Genomic DNA, 18,179 nt, shown 5'->3' with positions numbered 1-18,179 from the left:
CCGGCAAAGGCGATGCCGGGTTTTCCCGCGCGTGTGGCGCAGCGACCCGGGTCAGCCGGACGGACTGCGGTGGTCGCGGTGGCCGGCGGTGGTCGATGGCAACTCGCCGAACTGGGCCTTGTAGTCGCGCGAGAACTGCCCCAGATGCCAGAAACCCCAGCGCGCGGCCACATCCTGCACGGCCAGCCCGCCTCCGCGCAGGTCTCGCCGCGCGCCGTTGAGGCGGACGGCGCGCAGGTACTTCACCGGGTTGGTGCCCAGCACGTCCTGGAAACAGTAGTTGAGCTTGCGCCGGCTGGCGCCGACCCGTTGACAGACTTCGAGCATGGACAACGGTTCGTCGGTGTGCGAGAGCATCAGCTCGCAGGCCTTGTCGACCAGCCGCTTGCGCGCCGCCACGCGTGACAGCTCGGACGTGTCCACCTGCGGGGGCAGCACCTCGATCCACTCGATCAGCACCTCGTCGCGCAGCTGGCGCAGCGCCAGTTCATCGCGCAGTGGCGCGCCGTCGCCGGTCGCGGTGGCCATGGCCGCCTGGTGCAAGCTGCGCAGCGCCTCGGCGGCGGCCGGCCGGGCCGGCAACACCAGCTGCGCCCGGATCCAGGGCGACAGCGGCTTGAGGTACATGCGTTCCCACAGCGAGGCCAGCAGGTCGGCGTCCACCACGGCCGCGATCAGCCGGAAATCGCGCGGCGAGCACAGGTCGAGTTCTTCGCTGCGGCCCACCATGACGGCGTCGCGGTCCACCCGCTGGCCGTTGAAGATGGCCGCTTCCGTCTGCTGCAGCGGCATGGCAAAACCGTAGGCGCCGGTGCCCAGGTCGCCGCGCTGGCGCAGCGCCTGGCTGGATTCTTCCCGCACCAGGCGCAGCCCCGGCAACTGCACATGTTGCACCAGGCCCTGGAAGCGTCCGGGCGACAGCTGTTCGTACCGCTGGTGCCAGTCGGGTTGGGCATGGGCGTGGCGGTCGACATCGTCGGTGCGTGCGGTCCACCGCCAGGCGCCTGGCGCGGCCAGAGGCGTGGGGCCGTCCGCGGGGGGTGGCAGCGTTGGGGGCGGGCAGGGCATGCGGACGATTCTGGGGGAGTGACCGGTGTGGTGGTGTCCGGGCAAACCCCGGGTTCCCGGTGCGCAAACACGATAACGCGCTTGCCGCGGTCTGCCTAGCATCGGACCACCCCAGACCCGCCCGCCATGACTCGCCAGATCGCCATCCTGCTGACCAACACCGACCGTTCGGATTTCGCCGCCCGGCACCCCGACGACGGCGAGAAGGTGGCGGCCGCCTTGCTGGCGCTGCGGCCCGCCTGGCGCTGCCGCGTCTGGCGCGCGATCGACCATGAACTGCCGCCCGGCCCGCATGGGCTGGACGGCGTGGTCCTCACCGGCAGCCCGGCCTCGGTGCTGGACGACGAGGAGTGGATTGCAAGAACCGCTGCATTTGTGCGGCAACTGCATGCACACCGGGTGCCGACCGTGGGCCTGTGTTTTGGTCACCAGCTGATCGCCACCGCGTTGGGCGGTCAGGTTGAGCAGACCGCCCGCTGGGGCCTGGGCCGTGGCCAGGTGCGCCTGAACACCCGGCTGCCCTGGATGGACCCGCCGCAAGACCTCCTGAACCTGTTCGCCGTCCACCAGGACCAGGTGACGCGGCTGCCCGACGGCGCCCGCCTGCTGGGCGGCAGCCCGTTCTGCCCGGTGGGTTGTTATGTGGTGGAAGACCACATGCTGGCGGTGCAGTTTCACCCCGAGCTGTCGCGACCCTTCATGCGCGAACTGCTGGACCATTTCAGCGCCGAGTGGCCGGCCGATGCGTTGGCGCAAGCGCGCGAGGACATCGAACAACCCGTGGACGCCGACCTGTTTTTCCGCTGGATCGTGAATTTCATCGAGCAGCGCGCCCCCGGCGCCTGAGTTCGCCATACCGCAACACACACCGCCATGACGATCTGGAACCCCACTGACGACGGCCACGCCGATCTGTCCAGCCACGACAGCTTTGTCCACGGCGCGCCCCACAACACCTTTCGGCGGCTGCGCGACGAGGATCCGATGGCCTGGTGCGAATGGGCCGGCGGCAAGGGTTTCTGGTCGGTCACCCGGCATGCCGACATTCTGGAGCTCAACCGCAGCTTCCAGCGCCTGAGTTCGGCACAGGGCATTCGCATGGAAGACCAGACCCGCGAGGAATACCTGGCCCGGCGCACCTTTCAGGAAACCGATCCCCCCGAACACACCCGCACCCGCCTGCTGGTCGCCAAGGCGTTCTCCAAACCGATGATTGCGCTGTATGAGCAGCAGATCCGCGAACTGTGCGCCACCATACTGGACCAGGCGCTGGAGCACTCGGAGTTTGACGCGGTGCACGCGATCGCCCGGCAGTTGCCCATGCGCATGCTGGGCCGGATCGTCGGACTGCCGGAGGAAGACCTGGACTGGCTGGTGGATCGTGGCGACGCGCTCATGGCCAACACCGACAGCGACTTCACGCGTCATGTGGTCGACCAGGTGGACACCGACGCCTACCGCTTCATGCCGTTTCGCTCGCCCGCCGGCGCCGAGCTCTACGACTACGCGGCGCGGCTGATGGAACGCAAGCGCGACGCCGGCGACCGCAGTGGCGTGCTGCACCTCATCACCCAGCCGGACGCCCAGGGCAACGTCATCAGCGACACCGAATTTCGCAACTTTTTCTGCCTGCTGGTGGCGGCGGGTAACGACACCACGCGTTACTCCATCGCCGCGGCGCTGCATGCCTTGGCCAACCAGCCGGGCCTCATGGAAGACCTGCGGGCCATCCAGGGGGAGGCGGCCTGGGAAGGTGTGGCCGACGAATTCATCCGCTGGGCATCGCCGGCCACCCATTTCCGCCGCACCGCAACCGAGGACTTCGAGTACCACGGCAAGCTCGTGCGGGCCGGTGACAAGGTGCTGCTGTGGTTCATCTCGGGCAACCGCGACGAGCGCGCCTTCGAAAACCCGTTCACCGTCAACCTGCAGCGCGGCGTGAACCGGCATCTGTCCTTCGGGCAGGGTGGTCCGCACACCTGTCTGGGCATGTGGCTGGCGCGGCTGGAGCTGCGCGTGCTGCTGCAGGAGCTGCTGGCGCGGGTGCGCGGCATAGAACAGACGGGCGAACACGCCTTCCTGCGCTCCAACTTTGTCTGTGGCATCAAGCGCCTGCCGGTGCGCATGCACCGGCTCTGAACAACCCGAAAGGAACCTGTGATGACTGGAAACGATTCCTCCGCGATGGAACGGCTGCGGGTGCTGTTTTGCGACCACCTGGCCATCGCACGGGGCAAATACGTGCCGCTGCGGCCGGGCCGGGGTGGCGCGGCGCGCTTCTGCCGCGGTACCTTCGGGGTCACCTACGAGAAGGAACTGATCCCGGTGCCAGGCGCCATGGTGCTGGAAGGGCTACCCGACATGGAGGCGGTGTACCGCGCCGAGGACGTGCGCCCCGGCTGGCAACCCGGCACGCGGATCGCCATCGGCGACCTCAAGGCCAATGACGGCACGCCGCTGCCGATGTGCGGGCGCACGGCCCTGAAGAAAGCCGTGGCCGACTGGCAGGCGCTGGGTTACACGCCCATGGTGGGGATCGAGCTGGAGGCCTACGTGTTCCAGATCGGCGCGGACGGCAGTCTGACGCCTTACGAAACACCGTCGGCCCATGTGTATGCGACCGGCCCGTTCGCCGATCCTCGCGGCTTCACCGACACCTTGTGGGACAAGGCGTGCGCGGCAGGGTTTCGCATTGACAGCCTCAACACCGAATACGACTCGCCCCAGTTTGAACTGACGCTGACCTACGACCACGCGGTGCGGGCGGTGGACGACATCTTCCTGTTTCGCCTGCTGGCGCGCGAGGTCGCTTTCCAGCACGGTCTGCTGCTGACCTTCATGCCCAAACCGGTACTGACCACGGGCGGCAGCGGGGTCCATGTCAACTTCAGTCTCAACAACACCGAGGGCCGCAACGCGATTTCCGGAGGGGCTGATGCGTCGCAATTCAATGAACTGACGCTTGCCTGCACCGCCGGGCTGATGCACCACCACCCGGCGCTGGCCGGCTTGCTGGCGCCCAGCGCGAATTCCTACCAGCGCCTGCAGCCGGCCAGCCTGTCGGGCTTCTGGCAGAACTGGGCCGTCGACCACCGGGGCGTGACCGTGCGCCTGTCTGCCGAGGCCGGCCCGGCGGCCCGGATCGAGCACCGCATGGGCGACGCTTGCGCCAACCCCTACACCCATACCGCGGCGGTGCTGCAGGCGGCCCGGCTGGGCTGGATCCACCGGTATGCGCTGCAGCCCGCAGAAACCGGGGATTGTCTGGAGAACAAGGACGCGACACGCAGCGTGGCGCCCGATCTGGCCGGTGCGCTGGACGCGCTGGAAGCAGACACCGCGCTGGTGCAGGCGGTGGGCGAGGGCCTGGTGGCCAACCACGTGGGCATGAAGCGCCATGAAATCACCCGCACCGCGGCGCTGGCCGGTGACGCGCTGCGCGACTACTACATCCGTTTCATCTGAGCCGAGGTTCCACCATGCCCCTGATTCACTGGACCCTGCCTGATGGCAGCCGCATTTCGGACGAGGTCGCCGACGGCACCAACCTGATGGACGCGGCCCAGTTCGCCGGCGTGCCCGGCATTGCCGGTGAATGCGGCGGCTGCATGAGCTGCGCGACCTGCCAGGTGGTGGTCGATCCAGCGTGGATCGACCGGGTCGGCGTGGCCTGTGACCAGGAACGCATGCTGCTGGAGGCCGCCACGGTGGCCCCCCAGGACCGCAGCCGGTTGAGCTGCCAGATCGTGGCGCATCGGGCACTGGACGGCCTGGTGCTCCATTTGCCGGCCTGAGGACTGGCTGCAGGAACTGTCATGGACCCATCCCGCATCAACGCCTTGCGTGAACTCCCGGTGGACGATGGCCGTTTGCTGATCGGCGGCCAATGGCTGGCCGCCCGCAATGGCGAGCAGCTCGATGTCGTTTCGCCGATCGATGGGCGGCGCCTGTGTGGCATCGCCGCGGCAGGCGTCACCGATGTCGATGCGGCGGTGCGCGCCGCGCGCCAAAGCTTCGAAGCCGGTTCCTGGTCACGGCTGCCGCCCGCCGAGCGCAAGAAGGTGATGTTTCGCATTGCCGACCGTATCGAGGCGCAGCAGGCCGAACTGGCAGTGCTCGGAGTGCGCGACAACGGCACCGAGATCGCGATGGCCTGGAAAGCGGAGCCGGGCAGCGCGGCCGCCACCTTTCGTTTCTATGCCGAATGCATCGACAAGCGGCCGGGCGAGATCGCCCCGACGGCCGAGAACCTGCTCGGCCTGGTGCACCGCGAGCCCATCGGCGTCGTGGCGGCCATCGTGCCGTGGAACTTTCCGCAGATGATCGGCGCCTGGAAGATCGCGCCCGCGCTGGCCGCCGGCAATTCGGTGGTCCTGAAACCTTCGGAGGACGCCTCGCTTGCCCTGCTGGCGCTGGCGAAGGTCTGCCACGAGGCCGGCCTTCCCGACGGTGTGCTGAACGTGGTGACCGGCACGGGTTCGGTCACCGGCGACGCCTTGGCCCGCCATCCGGATGTGGACGTGCTGGTATTTACCGGCTCGGGCGCGGTGGGGCGGCAGCTGCTCAAGGCCAGCGCAGAGTCCAACCTGAAGCGGGTATATCTGGAGCTGGGCGGCAAGAGCCCGAACATCGTCTTTGCCGACGCACCCGACCTGGTGCAGGCTGCCCGGGTGTCGGCCCAGGGCATCTTCCGCAACAGCGGCCAGGTGTGTGTGGCCGGCTCGCGCCTGCTCGTGCAGCGTGACATTCACGAGGATTTTGTCCAGCGGCTGTGCGATGCCGCTTCGCGGCTGCGGGTGGGCGACCCGCTGGATGTGAAGACCGACGTCGGCGCGGTCAGCAGCCGGCGCCAACTTGACCGCAACCGAGCCGCGCTGGCCCGGGCGGTCGAACAGGGCGCCCGCGTGCGCACTGGGGGCGAGTGCATCGAACCCGTTCCCGGCGGCTGCTACATGCGCCCGGCGGTGGTGGACCAGGTGAATCCGGCGATGGAACTGGCCCGCGAGGAAGTGTTTGGTCCGGTGCTCGCAGTGCTGCCCTTCGACGACGAGGCCGACGCCATCCGGCTGGCCAACGACTCGCCCTATGGCCTGGCGGCCGGGGTCTGGACCGCCAGCCTCTCCCGCGCCCACCGCATGGTGCGGGCCGTGCGCGCCGGCGTGGTGCATGTCAACACGTACGGCGGGCCGGACATCACCGTGCCGCTGGGCGGCGTGCGCCAGTCGGGCAACGGACACGACAAATCGATTCACGCGCTGGACAAGTACCAGGACCTCAAGACCGCCTGGATCCAGCTTTGACATCCGCAGGAAACCCGATGACCACCGAACAGCTCAAGGCCGACAACGCGCAATACCTCTGGCACCCCATGGCCCACCCGGCCGCGATGAAAAAGTCGCGCCCCGACATCATTGCCCGCGGCGAAGGCTGCTGGGTCTGGGATGTCGACGGCCACAAGTTGCTCGACGGCGTGGCTGGCCTGTGGAGCAGCAACCTGGGGCACAGCTGTCGGGAAGTGCGCGACGCCATCGTGGCGCAGCTTGACGAACTGCCGTTCTTCAACACCTTCCGCGGCACCACACACCCGCGCGCCATCGAACTCAGCCGCGCGCTGGTCGATCTGATGCGGCCCGACGGCGTGGCTGCGGTGATGTTTTCCAACGGCGGCAGCGACGCAGTGGAAGGCGCGCTCAAGCTGGCACGCCAGTACCACAAGCTGCGCGGCGAGAAGGACCGCACCAAGTTCATCGCGCTGCGCCAGGGTTACCACGGTGTGCATTTCGGTGGCATGAGCGTGAACGGAAACACCAATTTCCGCCGTCCCTACGAGCCGCTGTTGCCGGGGTGTTTTCACATCGACAGCCCGTGGCTGTACCGCAACCCGTGGACGCGCGACACCGGCACCGAGGCCGAGGCCGAACTCGGCCGGCAAACGGCCGCCGCGCTCGAGCGCGAGATCGTCTTCCAGGGTCCCGACACCGTGGCGGCCTTCATCGCCGAGCCGATCCAGGGTGCGGGCGGGGTCATCGTGCCGCCCGCCAATTTCTGGCCGCTGGTGCGCGAGGTCTGCGACCGCCATGGTGTGCTGCTGATCGCCGACGAGGTGGTGACCGGCTTCGGCCGCGCCGGCACCCTGTTCGGGACCCGGCTGTGGGGGGTCAACGCCGACCTGTGGTGCCTGGCCAAAGGCATCAGCAGCGGCTACGTCCCGCTGGGCGCCACGGCGGTCGGCCAGAAGGTGGCCCAGGTCTTCGACGCCGACGTCAGCGGCGCCGGCCAGATCGCGCACGGTTACACCTACAGCGCCCATCCGGTGGCGGCGGCGGCGGCCCTTGCCACGCTGAAACTGCTGGTCGAGCGCGATGTGCCGGGCCATGTGTCAAGGGTCAGCGGGCCCTTCCAGTCGCGCCTGCGCGGCCTGACGCAGCGCCATGCCTGTGTTGGCGACGTGCGCGGCCACGGACTGATGCTGGGTATCGAGATGGTGGCCGATCCGCTCACGCGGGCCCCACTGCCCCGCAGCAGTGACCTGCCCGCGCGGGTGGCCCGCGCAGCCTACCGGCGTGGGCTGATGGTGCGGGTGTCCGGCGCCAACCTGATCCTGTCGCCGCCGCTGGTCATCTCCGAGGCCGAGCTGGAGTTTTTGTGCGAAACGCTGGAAGCCGCCTTCGACGAAGCGGTGACCGCTTCCTGATACCGGAGCCCTCCCGATGAGCGCCAATCCGTCCATTCTTGTCATCGGCACCGCTGACACCAAAAGCGACGAACTCTTGTACCTGGGCGAGCGAGTGCGCGCGGCCGGCGGAACGCCCTTGTTCATGGATGTGGGCGTGCTCGAACCCGCCACCTTCACGCCCGAATTCACCAACGACGCGGTCGCCCGCGCCGGCGGCAGCACTCTTGACACGCTGCGCGGCTGCGGCGATGAGAACACCGCGATGACCGCGATGGCCCGGGGGGCGGCGGCCCTGACCCTGGCCGCCTGGCGGGAAGGCCGCATCCAGGGTGTGTTGATGCTGGGCGGCAGCATGGGCACCGACCTGGCGCTCGACGTGGCGGCCGCGTTGCCGCTGGGCGTGCCCAAGGTGGTGCTGTCGACCATTGCGCATTCGCACCTGATTCCGCCCGAGCGCATCACCCCCGACCTGACGATGATGCTCTGGGCCGGCGGCCTGTACGGGCTCAACAGCATCTGCCGCGCCGCCTTGTCGCAGGCGGCCGGCGCGGTGGTGGGGGCGGCCCGCGTGGCCGAGCCGCCGCGGCGGGACCGACCCCTGGTCGGTATCACCTCGTTCGGCAAGAGCTGTCTGCGCTACATGGTGGCCCTCAAGCCCGCGCTGGAGGCGCGCGGTTTCGAGGTGGCGGTGTTCCACACCACCGGTATGGGCGGTCGGGCGTTCGAGAGCCTGGCGGCGCAAGGGGTGTTCGCGGCGGTGTTCGATTTCAGCCTGCAGGAGATCAGCAACCACCTGGGTGGCAGCTGTGTCACGGCCGGTCCGGACCGCCTGACCGGGGCCGGGCGCGCGGGGGTGCCCCAGCTGGTGGCCCCTGGCGCGGTCGACATGATCGACTTCCCGGCCTGGGGCGGCCCGCCACCGGGGTTCGAGGGTCGCCCCAGCCATGACCACAACCGCTTGATCGCCTCGGCCACGCTGGACAGGCCGCGGCGCGAGGCGGTCGCAGCGGCGGTGGTCGAACGCCTGGCCGCCGCCACCGGGCCCACCCGGCTGTTGCTGCCGATGCGGGGCCTGCACGCCTGGGATCTGCCAGGTCAGCCACTGCACGACGCCCCGGGGCTGGAGGCTTTCCTCGGCGCGATCACCCAGATGGCCCGCGCGCGCGGGTTGGACTGTCAGGCCGTCGACGCCCACATCAACGACGACGCCTTTGTGGCGGCGGCACTGGCCGATTTCGACGACTGGGTGGCGAAAGGTCGCATCCCTGCGGCGGGAGATCGGGCATGACAGCCCATCCGGCCGCCCTGGTGCTGGACTTCGGTGGCGTCATCAGCCGAACCCTGTTCGAGACCCATGCGGAGTCGGAGCGGGCTTTGGGGCTCGCACCGGGGTCGCTGCGTTGGCGCGGCCCCTTCGATCCGGCCGGCGACCCGCTGTGGCAGTCGATGCAGGCCGACGCGATCAGCGAGCGCGACTACTGGCTCGCCCGTACCCGGGAAGTGGGCGCGATGCTGGGCGAGTCGTGGGACCGCATGGAGCAGCTGGTGCGACGCGCGCGGGGTGCCGAACCGGATGCCGTGATCCGGCCCGAGGCCCGCGCCGCGATCGCGCAGGCCCGGGCGATGGGTGCGCGGCTGGCGATTCTGTCCAACGAACTGGACCTGTTCTATGGTGCCGACTTCCGCCGGCGCCTGCCGTTGCTCGATGATTTCGACGTGATTGTCGACGCCACCTACACCGGCATCCTCAAGCCCGATCCGCGGGCCTACGACTCCGTGACGCAGGCCTTGGGGGTGCCAGCGCCGTCGTGTGTGTTCGTGGATGACCAGGCGCGCAACGTTGCTGGCGCCCGCCGCGCCGGCATGGTGGCGGTGGAGCTGGATGTGCGCGCGCCGCAGCGGGCCTTTGACGAGGCCGTCGCGGCGCTGAAAGGCCTCACCGCCGCGAACTGACCACAATCCCCCCCACGATCAGCGCGAACGCCAGGGCGTGGTAGACCTTGGGCAGTTCGCCCAGAAACGCGGCCGACAGCACGGCGGCGAACAGTGGGGTGAGGTTGGAGAAGAACCCCGCCACGGCCGGGCCGGCGCGCTGCACGCCCAGGCCCCAGCAGCGGTAGGCGATCACCGCCGGGCCGATGGCCACAAACGCCAGTGTGGCCAGCAGCGGCCAGCCCCAGACGATGCGGGCCGGTGTCAGTGCCCACTCACCGGCGGTGAACGCCGCCGACCAGCCCAGGCCGTAGACCACCTGGGCCAGCAAAAACGCCGCCCAGTCGGCGCGCAGGGCCTCGGGCTCGTCGCGGCGGGAGAGCAACCAGCTGTACCAGGCCCAGGACAGCGTGGCCAGCAGCATGTACAGATCACCCGCCACCAGGCGCAGCGTCAGCAGCTGCGACCATTCCCCGCGCGAGAGCACCACCAGCACCCCGGTCATGGACAGCACGGCGCCGGCCACCTGCGCCCGCGCCACCTGCGCGCCAAAAGACAGCGTGCCCAGCGCCAGCATCCACAGCGGCATGCTGGACGCCACCAGCGTGACGTTCAGCGGTGTGGAGGTCTGCAGCGCCAGGTATTGCAGCGCGTTGTAGCAGCCCACCCCCAGCAGGCCCAGCAGCGCAAAGCGGCGCGGATGGGCCCACAGGCCGCTGCCGCGGCGCAGCACCCAGGGCGCCAGCGGCAGCAGGATGACAAAGGCCAGCACCCAGCGCAGCAGGTTCAGCGTGATGGGCGGCACCAGATCGTTCACCAGGCGGCCGACCACTGCGTTGCCGGCCCACAGCAGCGGGGGGATGGTCAGCAACATCGCCGTACCGGGGCTGAGCGTGTGTGTCATGCCCGGCACTGTAGCCGCTGCGCCCGCCCGGTGCGGCGGCAGGGTCGGGCGAAACATGGCAGGATGCAGCCTCGCATTTTTCAGACCAACCGATTCAGGAGACTTTCCATGACCCTTGCCGTCCAGATCGACCAGCCCGGTGGCCCGGAGCAGATGAAACTGGTCGACGTGACCGTGGGCGAGCCCGGCCCCGGTGAAATCCGCATCCGGCATCACGCCATCGGCCTGAACTTCATCGACGTCTACCAGCGCACCGGCCTGTACCCGCTGGCCATGCCGCTGAAGCTGGGCATGGAAGGCGCCGGCGTGATCGAAGCGGTGGGCGAGGGCGTCACCCACCTCAAGGTGGGCGACCGCGCCGCCTACGCCAGCCAGCCGCCCGGCAGCTATTGCGAGCTGCGGGTCATGCCCGCCAAATGCGTGTGTGTGCTGCCCGACGCCATCAGCTTCGAGACCGGCGCCGCCATGATGCTCAAGGGCCTGACGGCGCAGTACCTGCTGAAGAAGACGCTTCCGGTCGAGGGCCTGAAACACGGCGACTTCGTGCTGTTCCATGCCGCCGCCGGCGGCGTGGGCCTGATCGCCTGCCAGTGGGCCAAGGCGCTGGGCCTGCAGCTGATCGGCACCGCCGGCTCGGACGAAAAATGCGCGCTGGCGCTGGCCAACGGCGCGGCCCACGCCATCAACTACCGCACCGAAAATTTCGTCGAGCGCGTGAAGGCCATCACCGGCGGCAAAGGCGTGAAGGTGGTGTACGACTCGGTGGGCAAAGACACGTGGGACGGCTCGCTGGACTGCCTGCGGCCGTTTGGCCTGATGGCCAGCTTTGGCAACGCGTCGGGGCCGGTGCCGCCGTTCGCCCCTGCCACGCTGGGCGCTAAGGGCTCAATCTATGTGACGCGCCAGACGCTGTTCAGCCACATCACCAGCCGCGAAGCCACCCAGGCCATGGCCGACGACCTGTTTGCCGTGGTGCAAAGCGGCCAGGTGAAGATCCACATCGAGCAGCGCTTCCCGCTGGCCCAGGTGCAGGACGCCCACCGCGCCCTGGAAGCCCGCCAGACCACCGGCTGCACGATTCTGACGCTGTAAAACCCCGGGTCGGACGGATTTTTTGATGAAAACCGCCCATACCCATCGCAATATGGTGATGGTTTGCTATCTTATTGGTAGCTACTGCCGGAAGTTTGCGACCCACAGGAGCTGTCCATGACCCCGCGCGCCCGAAACACCGTGTGCCTCTGGTTTGACGGCGACGCCGAAGAGGCGGCGCGGTTTTATGCGTCGGTGTTCCCCGATTCGGCCGTGACGGCGGTGCACCGCGCGCCGGGCGACTACCCGGCCGGCAAACTGGGCGATGTGCTGACGGTGGAATTCACCGTGCTGGGCATGCCCTGCCTGGGCCTGAATGGCGGTCCGGGGCATCCGCACAGCGACGCGTTTTCGTTCCAGGTGGCCACCGCCGACCAGGCCGAGACTGACCGCTACTGGCACGCCCTGGTGGACAACGGCGGCCAGGGCATCGCCTGCAGCTGGTGCCGGGACCGCTGGGGCATCTCCTGGCAGATCGCGCCGGCCATGCTGATGGACGCCATCACCCACCCGGACCCGGCCAAGGCCAGACGGGCCTTTGACGCGATGATGACCATGGTGAAGATCGACATCGCCACCATCGAGGCGGCGCTGCGCGACTGAGTGCGTGTCCGCATCCATTCCTCGCCGGCGCGCGGCAGGGACCGCCGGCAATACCCAAGGAGCTTGAAATGCAGCAATCCGACCCGAATCCCCCGCTGGAGCTTGTCCTGGAGCGCCGTCTGGATGCGCCCCGCATGCCCATCTGGCGCTGCTGGACCGAGCCGGCGCTCATCGAACAATGGTTCTGTCCCAAGCCGTGGTTTGTCAGCGATGTGCGCAGCGATCTGCGGCCGGGCGGCGTCATAGCCATGGTGATGAACGGACCCGACGGTGAACGATTTCCGAATCAGGGCGTGTACCTGGAGCTTGAGGTCGGCCATCGGCTGGTCACGACCGACGCGTTCTCCAGCGCCTGGCGGCCCTCAGCCAAGGCCTTCATGGTCGCCGAAATCACCTTGCGCGACGCGCCCGGCGGCGGCACCGTGTACCGCGCGGTGGCCCGACACTGGAGCGAAGCCGATCGCCAGCAGCATGAAGCCATGGGATTCCATGAAGGCTGGGGCAAGGCCACCGATCAGCTCGAAGCCTTGGCCCGGACCTTGTAGTTCCCGGGCCAAGGTTCGACGGGATGTGTGCTCTGATGCGAAAAGGGGGAGCGAATCCCTCTACCGCCCGCGCCGAACCCGCAGCAGCTCGTCCAGGATCAGCGCGCAGGCACCGATGGTGATGGCGCTGTCGGCAATATTGAAGGCCGGGAAGTGCCAGCCGCGCCAATGGAAGTCGAGAAAGTCGACCACATAGCCGTACAGCACGCGGTCGATCACGTTGCCGATGGCGCCGCCCAGAATGCAGGCCAGCGCAAACGCGAACAGCCGCTGCTGATGGTGGCTGCGCAGCATCCAGATGATGAAGATCGCCGCAGCAACCCCGATCGTGGTGAAGAACCAGCGCTGCCAGCCGCCCGCCGAGGCCAGGAAGGAAAAGGCCGCGCCCGGGTTGTGCACCCGCACGATGTTGAAGAAGCTGGTCACCGGCGTGCTGTCGCCCAGGCGGTAATAACCCAGGATGAGCACCTTGGTGAACTGGTCGGCGATGAGCAGGATCAGTGCCAGCCCGAGCCAGAGCCACATTCCGGACGAACTGCCGGCGCCGCGGCGGGCCGCCATCAGGCGAAACGGCGGCTTTCGCCGTCGCCCGTCAGGTTGCTCACGCAGCGGCCACAGATCGTGGGGTGGGCGACGTCCGCGCCGACATCTTCCCGGTAGTGCCAGCAGCGTTCGCATTTCACTGCCGCGCTGGGCGTCACCGTGATCTGCAGTGACTCGCCATCGACCACTTCGGCGGCCGAGGTGATGGTGACGAACTTGAGGTCGTCGCCCAGCGATCGCAGCAGGGCCGCGTCGTCGGCGCCGGCGGTGATGCGCAAGGTGGCCTGCAGCGAGGAGCCGACCCGGCCTTCGGTGCGTACCGTTTCGATTTCCTTGTTGGCGAGGTCGCGGATCTGCCGCAGCCGGTCCCACTTGGCCAGCAGCGCCTCGTCGGGTGTGGCGAACGGCCAGAAGGTTTCGAAGAAGATCGATCCCTGATTCTTCTCGCCCGCGAACACGGCCCACGCTTCTTCGGCAGTGAAACTCAGGAACGGCGCCATCCAGCGCAGCATGGCGTGGGTGATCTGCCACAGCGCCGTCTGGGCGGACCGGCGCGCCAGGCTGCCGGTGGCCGAGGTGTAGAGGCGGTCTTTGAGTGCGTCCAGGTAGAACGCGCCCAGGTCTTCGGAGCAGTACACCTGCAGCTTGCTGACCACCGGATGGAACTCGTAGGCATCGAAATGACGCAGGATGTCGGCCTGCAACTGGCTGGCCCGGGCCAGCGCATAGCGGTCGATTTCGAGCATCCGTTCGAGCGGCACCGTGTCCAGCGTCGGGTCGAAGTCGCTGACATTGGCCAGCAGGAACTTCAGCGTGTTGCGGATGCGGCGGTAGGTGTCCACCACGCGGGCCAGGATCTTGTCGTCGATGTTCAGGTCACCCGAGTAGTCGGTGCTGGCCACCCACAGGCGCACGATTTCGGCGCCGAGCTTGGTCGTCACGCTCTGGGGCTCCACCGTGTTGCCCAGGCTCTTGCTCATCTTGCGGCCCTGGCCGTCGGTGGCAAAGCCGTGGGTCAGCAGGCCGCGGTAGGGCGCGCGGTCGTAGAGGGCGCAGCCGAGCAGCAGCGAGCTGTGGAACCAGCCGCGGTGCTGGTCGTGGCCTTCGAGGTACAGGTCGGCCTCGGGGCCCTGCGCGTGAAAGGCACCGTTGGGGTAGGCATGGGCGTGACTGCCGCGCAGCACGTGCCAGAAGGTGGAGCCGGAGTCGAACCAGACCTCCAGGATGTCGGTGCTCTTGGTGTAGTGGGCCGCGTCGTCAGCGCCCAGGATGTCTTCGGCCGTGACACGGCTCCAGGCCTCGATGCCGCCCTGTTCGACGATGTCGGCCGCCTGGTCGAGGATCTCCATGGTGCGCGGGTGCAGCTCGCCGCTGTCCTTGTGCAGGAAAAACGGCACCGGAACGCCCCAGCTGCGCTGGCGCGAGATGCACCAGTCGGGGCGACCCGCGATCATGTCGCGCAGGCGGGCCTTGCCGTTTTCGGGGTAGAAGCGGGTGTGGTCGATGGCGGACAGGGCCAGCTGACGCAGTGTCCGGGGCGCCTTGTCCCTGGTGAACACCCCTTCGCCGTCGTCCATGCGGATGAACCACTGTGCGGCGGCGCGGTAGATCACCGGCGTCTTGTGGCGCCAGCAGTGCGGGTAGCTATGCACGATGGGCTGGGTGGCCATGAGTCGGCCGTGCTCACGGAGGGTGTCGATGATGACCGGGCAGGCCTTCCAGATGTTCAGGCCGCCGAACAGGGGCAGCTCGTCGGTGTAAGTGCCATTGCCCTGTACCGGGTTGAGGATGTCCTCGTACTTCATCCCGTGCGCGACGCAGGAGTTGAAGTCGTCCACGCCGTAGGCTGGCGAGGAGTGCACGATGCCGGTGCCGTCGCTGTCGCTGACGTAGTCGGCCAGATACAGCGGGGCGCGGCGACGGTAGCCATAGGCGGTGGTGGCCTCGCCGGCGTCGTGCAGGGGATGGCGGAACACCAGACCGCGCAAGGCCTCGCCCTTGGCGGTGGCCAGCACCTGGCCGGTCAGGCCGTAGCGCTCCAGGCATTTGTCCACCAGGCTGGCGCCCAGCAGCAGTACACCGCGTGGGGTGTCCACCAGCGCATATTCCAGTTCGGGGTGGGCGTTGAGTGCCTGGTTGGCGGGGATGGTCCAGGCGGTGGTGGTCCAGATGACGGCAAAGGCCCGCTGGCCCGCCGGCAGGGCGGCCAGACCGAAGGCGCGGGCCAGGGCGCCTGCGTCGTCGGACTCGAAGGCCACGTCCAGGGTGTCGCTTTTCTTGTCGGCGTACTCGATCTCGAATTCGGCCAGGGACGAGCCGCAGTCGAAACACCAGTACACCGGCTTGAGCCCGCGGTAGACGAAGCCGCGCTCGATCACCCGTTTGAACGCGCGGATCTGGCCGGCTTCGTTGGCCGGGTCCATGGTCTTGTAGGGGCGCTCCCAGTCGCCCAGCACGCCCAGGCGTTTGAAGTCTTCGCGCTGCTGGTCGATCTGTTCGGTGGCGTAGGCGCGGCTTTTGGCCTGCATGTCGTCACGGCTCAGGTTGCGGCCGTGCAGTTTTTCGATGGCGTTTTCGATCGGCAGGCCGTGGCAGTCCCAGCCGGGGATGTACTGGGCGTCAAAGCCGGCCAGCTGGCGGCTCTTGACGATCATGTCCTTGAGTACCTTGTTCAGGGCGTGACCGATGTGCAGCTTGCCGTTGGCGTAGGGTGGGCCGTCGTGCAGCACAAACAGCGGGGCGCCCTGTCGGGCGGCGCGCAGGCGCTGGTACAGCGCCTGTTCGTTCCACGCTTTGGCCCAGGCCGGCTCGCGCTTGGGCAGGTCGCCGCGCATCGGAAACGGCGTGTCGGGCATGTTCAGCGTGGCGCGGTAGGCGCTGGCTTCGGGTTTGGCGGCGGATGCTGCAGCGGGTTGGGTGTCAGACATGGGATGCGACTCGGTGGGGGCTTCGACAGGCTCAGCCCGGACGGGGTGTGGGGAGCGGGAGGAGGTTTTCCGTTCGCCCTGAGCCTGTCGAAGGGCGGCGACCGGGCAGGCGTGGCGCCTAAATTCGGTCGCGGGTGGTCTGGCGGTGCGTTTCGGCGTGCATGGACGCAAAAAAGGCCCGTGCGTCGTCGCAGTCCCGCGCGATCCCTGCGGTCAGGGCGTCGAGGCTGTCGTATTTCAGTTCGTCGTGCAGTTTGTGCAGCAGGTCCACGCGGATGATTTTACCGTAGGCACCCTCGGCGCCGAGGCTGTCGGGCCAGTCCAGACAATGGGTTTCCAGCAGCACCCGCCCGCCGTTGACGTCGCCCGGATCCAGCGAGGGCCGGATGCCCAGATTGGCGACGCCCGCGAGCGGGGCGTCCCCCAGACCGTGAACCCGCACCGCGAAGATGCCGCTGGCGGCGGGCTTCCAGTGCGCAAAGCGCAGGTTCAGGGTGCGAAAACCGTCGCCGTGCCCCGGGCGGGTTTCGGCCAGCTGGCGGCCGAGCTTGCGGCCGTGCACCACATGGCCGCTGATCGAGTAGGGCCGGCCCAGCAGTCGGGCCACATCGTCCATCCGCCCTTGGGAAAGGGCCTCGCGCACGGCCGAGCTCGACACCCGCAGGCCGTGTACCTCGTAGCTCATCATGCGCGCGACGTCGAACCCGCGGGCCTGGCCAGCCGCATCCAGCATGGGGTAGTCGCCCGCACGTTTCGCGCCGAAGCGGAAGTCGTCCCCCACCAGCACGTAGCGCACCCCGAGCCCGTCCACCAGCACCTGGTCGATGAAGGTTTGCGGTGATTGGGCCGCGAGTCGCGCGTCGAAGGGCAATACGACCACCTGGCGCACGCCGCAGCGCTCCAGCTCGGTGAGCTTGTCGCGCAGCGTGGCAATGCGGGCCGGGGCGAGTTCGGGTTTTTTCAGTGCGCCGGCGAAATAGTCGCGCGGGTGCGGCTCGAAGGTCATCACGCAGCTGTCCACGCCGCGGTGCGCCGCTTCGTTGTTCAGCAGCGCCAGCATGGCCTGGTGGCCGCGGTGCACGCCGTCGAAATTGCCAATGGTCAGCGCGCAGGCGGGGGCGATGCCAGGATGGTGGAAGCCGCGAAAGATCTTCATGCCGGAGGGTATGTTTTTTATAGCGAAAAATGACCTTTTTACGCTGGGTATGACCTGAAATCGTCACAAAAAGACGGTATATTGTGACTCAGGCAGCTGTTGGCCCCCGGGGTTGACGGCTGGCACCATCCGCGTTTTCGGGTCAGTGGGTTGCTGCTGTGAAATGGAGGCGTTCGTGAAGGTCTTGAAGTTGTCGGCTCAGGGTTTGCCGCAATCGTGGATTTCGCTGGAGCAGGCGGTCATTCATTACGCGGCCGAAGAGGTCCGGTGGGAGGCTGGCAGCCCGGTGGCGATTTTTCGCGGCGGAAACAACGCCCGATCCGGTGCGCAGTCGATCATCACCGTCAACAGCATCATCGGCACCCGGGGTGTGCCGGGCATCAACCCGTTCGATCTGCGCCCAGGCCTGACCAATGCCAAGCTGTTCGCCCGCGACCGCAACATCTGCGCGTACTGCGGCGACCATTTTCACGACGACGATCTGACCCGCGAACACATCGTGCCATTTGCGCAAAACGGCCGTGACCACTGGATGAACGTGGTCACCGCGTGTCGCACCTGCAACCACCGCAAAGGCAACCGCACGCCCGAACAGGCCCACATGCCGCTGTTGTTCGCGCCGTATGTGCCCAGTCTGTGGGAAGATTTCATCTTGCGAAACCGCCGCATCCTTGCCGACCAGATGGAGTTTCTGGTCGCGCACCTGCCGCGGGGTTCGCGCCTACACGGCTGA

The 18,179-nt window shown here is 67.9% G+C and carries 17 protein-coding genes; 12 read left to right on the top strand and 5 right to left on the bottom strand.

What is annotated here, in order from left to right; all coding sequences use genetic code 11:
* Nucleotides 1-51 precede the first annotated feature (51 nt).
* The gene (locus AC2EBU_RS07200; protein WP_484609680.1) at nucleotides 52-1,068 is read right to left on the bottom strand and encodes a helix-turn-helix domain-containing protein; all 1,017 of its coding nucleotides are present in this window, start codon (nucleotides 1,066-1,068) and stop codon (nucleotides 52-54) included.
* A 126-nt stretch (nucleotides 1,069-1,194) separates the two neighbouring features.
* Here AC2EBU_RS07200 and AC2EBU_RS07195 point away from each other — a divergent pair, with 126 nt between their 5' ends.
* Genes AC2EBU_RS07195 through AC2EBU_RS07160 form a run of 8 tightly spaced genes read left to right on the top strand, consistent with a single transcriptional unit; the run spans nucleotide 1,195 to nucleotide 9,697 of the window.
* Nucleotides 1,195-1,914, top strand: a complete 720-nt coding sequence (locus AC2EBU_RS07195) for a type 1 glutamine amidotransferase (protein ID WP_484609679.1) — start codon at nucleotides 1,195-1,197, stop codon at nucleotides 1,912-1,914.
* A gap of 27 nt (nucleotides 1,915-1,941) precedes the next feature.
* Nucleotides 1,942-3,207, top strand: a complete 1,266-nt coding sequence (locus AC2EBU_RS07190; protein ID WP_484609678.1) for a cytochrome P450 — start codon at nucleotides 1,942-1,944, stop codon at nucleotides 3,205-3,207.
* A 21-nt stretch (nucleotides 3,208-3,228) separates the two neighbouring features.
* Complete coding sequence (locus AC2EBU_RS07185; RefSeq protein WP_484609677.1) at nucleotides 3,229-4,533, top strand: type I glutamate--ammonia ligase; 1,305 nt, start codon at nucleotides 3,229-3,231, stop codon at nucleotides 4,531-4,533.
* A 14-nt stretch (nucleotides 4,534-4,547) separates the two neighbouring features.
* Complete coding sequence (locus AC2EBU_RS07180; protein ID WP_484609676.1) at nucleotides 4,548-4,862, top strand: 2Fe-2S iron-sulfur cluster-binding protein; 315 nt, start codon at nucleotides 4,548-4,550, stop codon at nucleotides 4,860-4,862.
* 21 nt (nucleotides 4,863-4,883) lie between these two features.
* The gene (locus tag AC2EBU_RS07175; protein WP_484609675.1) at nucleotides 4,884-6,368 is read left to right on the top strand and encodes an aldehyde dehydrogenase; all 1,485 of its coding nucleotides are present in this window, start codon (nucleotides 4,884-4,886) and stop codon (nucleotides 6,366-6,368) included.
* Between the two features lie 17 nt (nucleotides 6,369-6,385).
* On the top strand, nucleotides 6,386-7,762 hold the full coding sequence (locus AC2EBU_RS07170) for an aminotransferase class III-fold pyridoxal phosphate-dependent enzyme (protein WP_484609674.1): 1,377 nt from the start codon (nucleotides 6,386-6,388) through the stop codon (nucleotides 7,760-7,762).
* A 16-nt stretch (nucleotides 7,763-7,778) separates the two neighbouring features.
* The gene (locus AC2EBU_RS07165) at nucleotides 7,779-9,032 is read left to right on the top strand and encodes a Tm-1-like ATP-binding domain-containing protein (protein WP_484609673.1); all 1,254 of its coding nucleotides are present in this window, start codon (nucleotides 7,779-7,781) and stop codon (nucleotides 9,030-9,032) included.
* On the top strand, nucleotides 9,029-9,697 hold the full coding sequence (locus tag AC2EBU_RS07160) for an HAD-IA family hydrolase (protein WP_484609672.1): 669 nt from the start codon (nucleotides 9,029-9,031) through the stop codon (nucleotides 9,695-9,697). The genes AC2EBU_RS07165 and AC2EBU_RS07160 overlap by 4 nt, the downstream gene beginning before the upstream one ends.
* Here the strand turns inward: AC2EBU_RS07160 and AC2EBU_RS07155 are convergent.
* Entirely contained in the window at nucleotides 9,681-10,580 is a 900-nt protein-coding gene (locus AC2EBU_RS07155) for a DMT family transporter (RefSeq protein WP_484609671.1), read from the bottom strand. The two genes, AC2EBU_RS07160 and AC2EBU_RS07155, sit on opposite strands and share 17 nt — an antisense overlap.
* Nucleotides 10,581-10,688: 108 nt before the next feature.
* Between AC2EBU_RS07155 and AC2EBU_RS07150 the strand changes: the two genes are divergently transcribed.
* The 3 genes from AC2EBU_RS07150 to AC2EBU_RS07140 all read left to right on the top strand — a co-directional run bounded on the left by AC2EBU_RS07150 (nucleotide 10,689) and on the right by AC2EBU_RS07140 (nucleotide 12,820).
* Nucleotides 10,689-11,672: a quinone oxidoreductase family protein gene (locus AC2EBU_RS07150; protein WP_484609670.1), complete on the top strand. Its 984-nt coding sequence runs from the start codon at nucleotides 10,689-10,691 to the stop codon at nucleotides 11,670-11,672.
* Between the two features lie 117 nt (nucleotides 11,673-11,789).
* Nucleotides 11,790-12,275 (top strand): VOC family protein, encoded by a 486-nt coding sequence (locus AC2EBU_RS07145; RefSeq protein WP_484609669.1) that lies wholly within the window; start codon nucleotides 11,790-11,792, stop codon nucleotides 12,273-12,275.
* Between the two features lie 68 nt (nucleotides 12,276-12,343).
* Complete coding sequence (locus tag AC2EBU_RS07140) at nucleotides 12,344-12,820, top strand: SRPBCC family protein (RefSeq protein WP_484609668.1); 477 nt, start codon at nucleotides 12,344-12,346, stop codon at nucleotides 12,818-12,820.
* 60 nt (nucleotides 12,821-12,880) lie between these two features.
* Here AC2EBU_RS07140 and lspA read toward each other — a convergent pair whose 3' ends face one another.
* The 3 genes from lspA to AC2EBU_RS07125 all read right to left on the bottom strand — a co-directional run bounded on the left by lspA (nucleotide 12,881) and on the right by AC2EBU_RS07125 (nucleotide 17,446).
* The gene (gene lspA, locus AC2EBU_RS07135; RefSeq protein ID WP_484609667.1) at nucleotides 12,881-13,381 is read right to left on the bottom strand and encodes a signal peptidase II; all 501 of its coding nucleotides are present in this window, start codon (nucleotides 13,379-13,381) and stop codon (nucleotides 12,881-12,883) included.
* Complete coding sequence (gene ileS / locus AC2EBU_RS07130; protein WP_484609666.1) at nucleotides 13,381-16,290, bottom strand: isoleucine--tRNA ligase; 2,910 nt, start codon at nucleotides 16,288-16,290, stop codon at nucleotides 13,381-13,383. The genes lspA and ileS overlap by 1 nt, the downstream gene beginning before the upstream one ends.
* 118 nt (nucleotides 16,291-16,408) lie before the next feature.
* Nucleotides 16,409-17,446 (bottom strand): bifunctional riboflavin kinase/FAD synthetase, encoded by a 1,038-nt coding sequence (locus AC2EBU_RS07125; RefSeq protein ID WP_484609665.1) that lies wholly within the window; start codon nucleotides 17,444-17,446, stop codon nucleotides 16,409-16,411.
* Nucleotides 17,447-17,621: 175 nt separating this feature from the next.
* On the opposite strand from AC2EBU_RS07125, the gene AC2EBU_RS07120 reads away from it, so the two are divergent.
* Nucleotides 17,622-18,179, top strand: coding sequence for an HNH endonuclease (locus tag AC2EBU_RS07120; protein ID WP_484609664.1), 558 nt, complete (start codon nucleotides 17,622-17,624; stop codon nucleotides 18,177-18,179).

It is taken from the genome of Curvibacter sp. T50, assembly GCF_057219955.1.
Note: the sequence above shows the minus strand (reverse complement) of the source record. Positions and strands in the feature narration are given on the sequence as shown.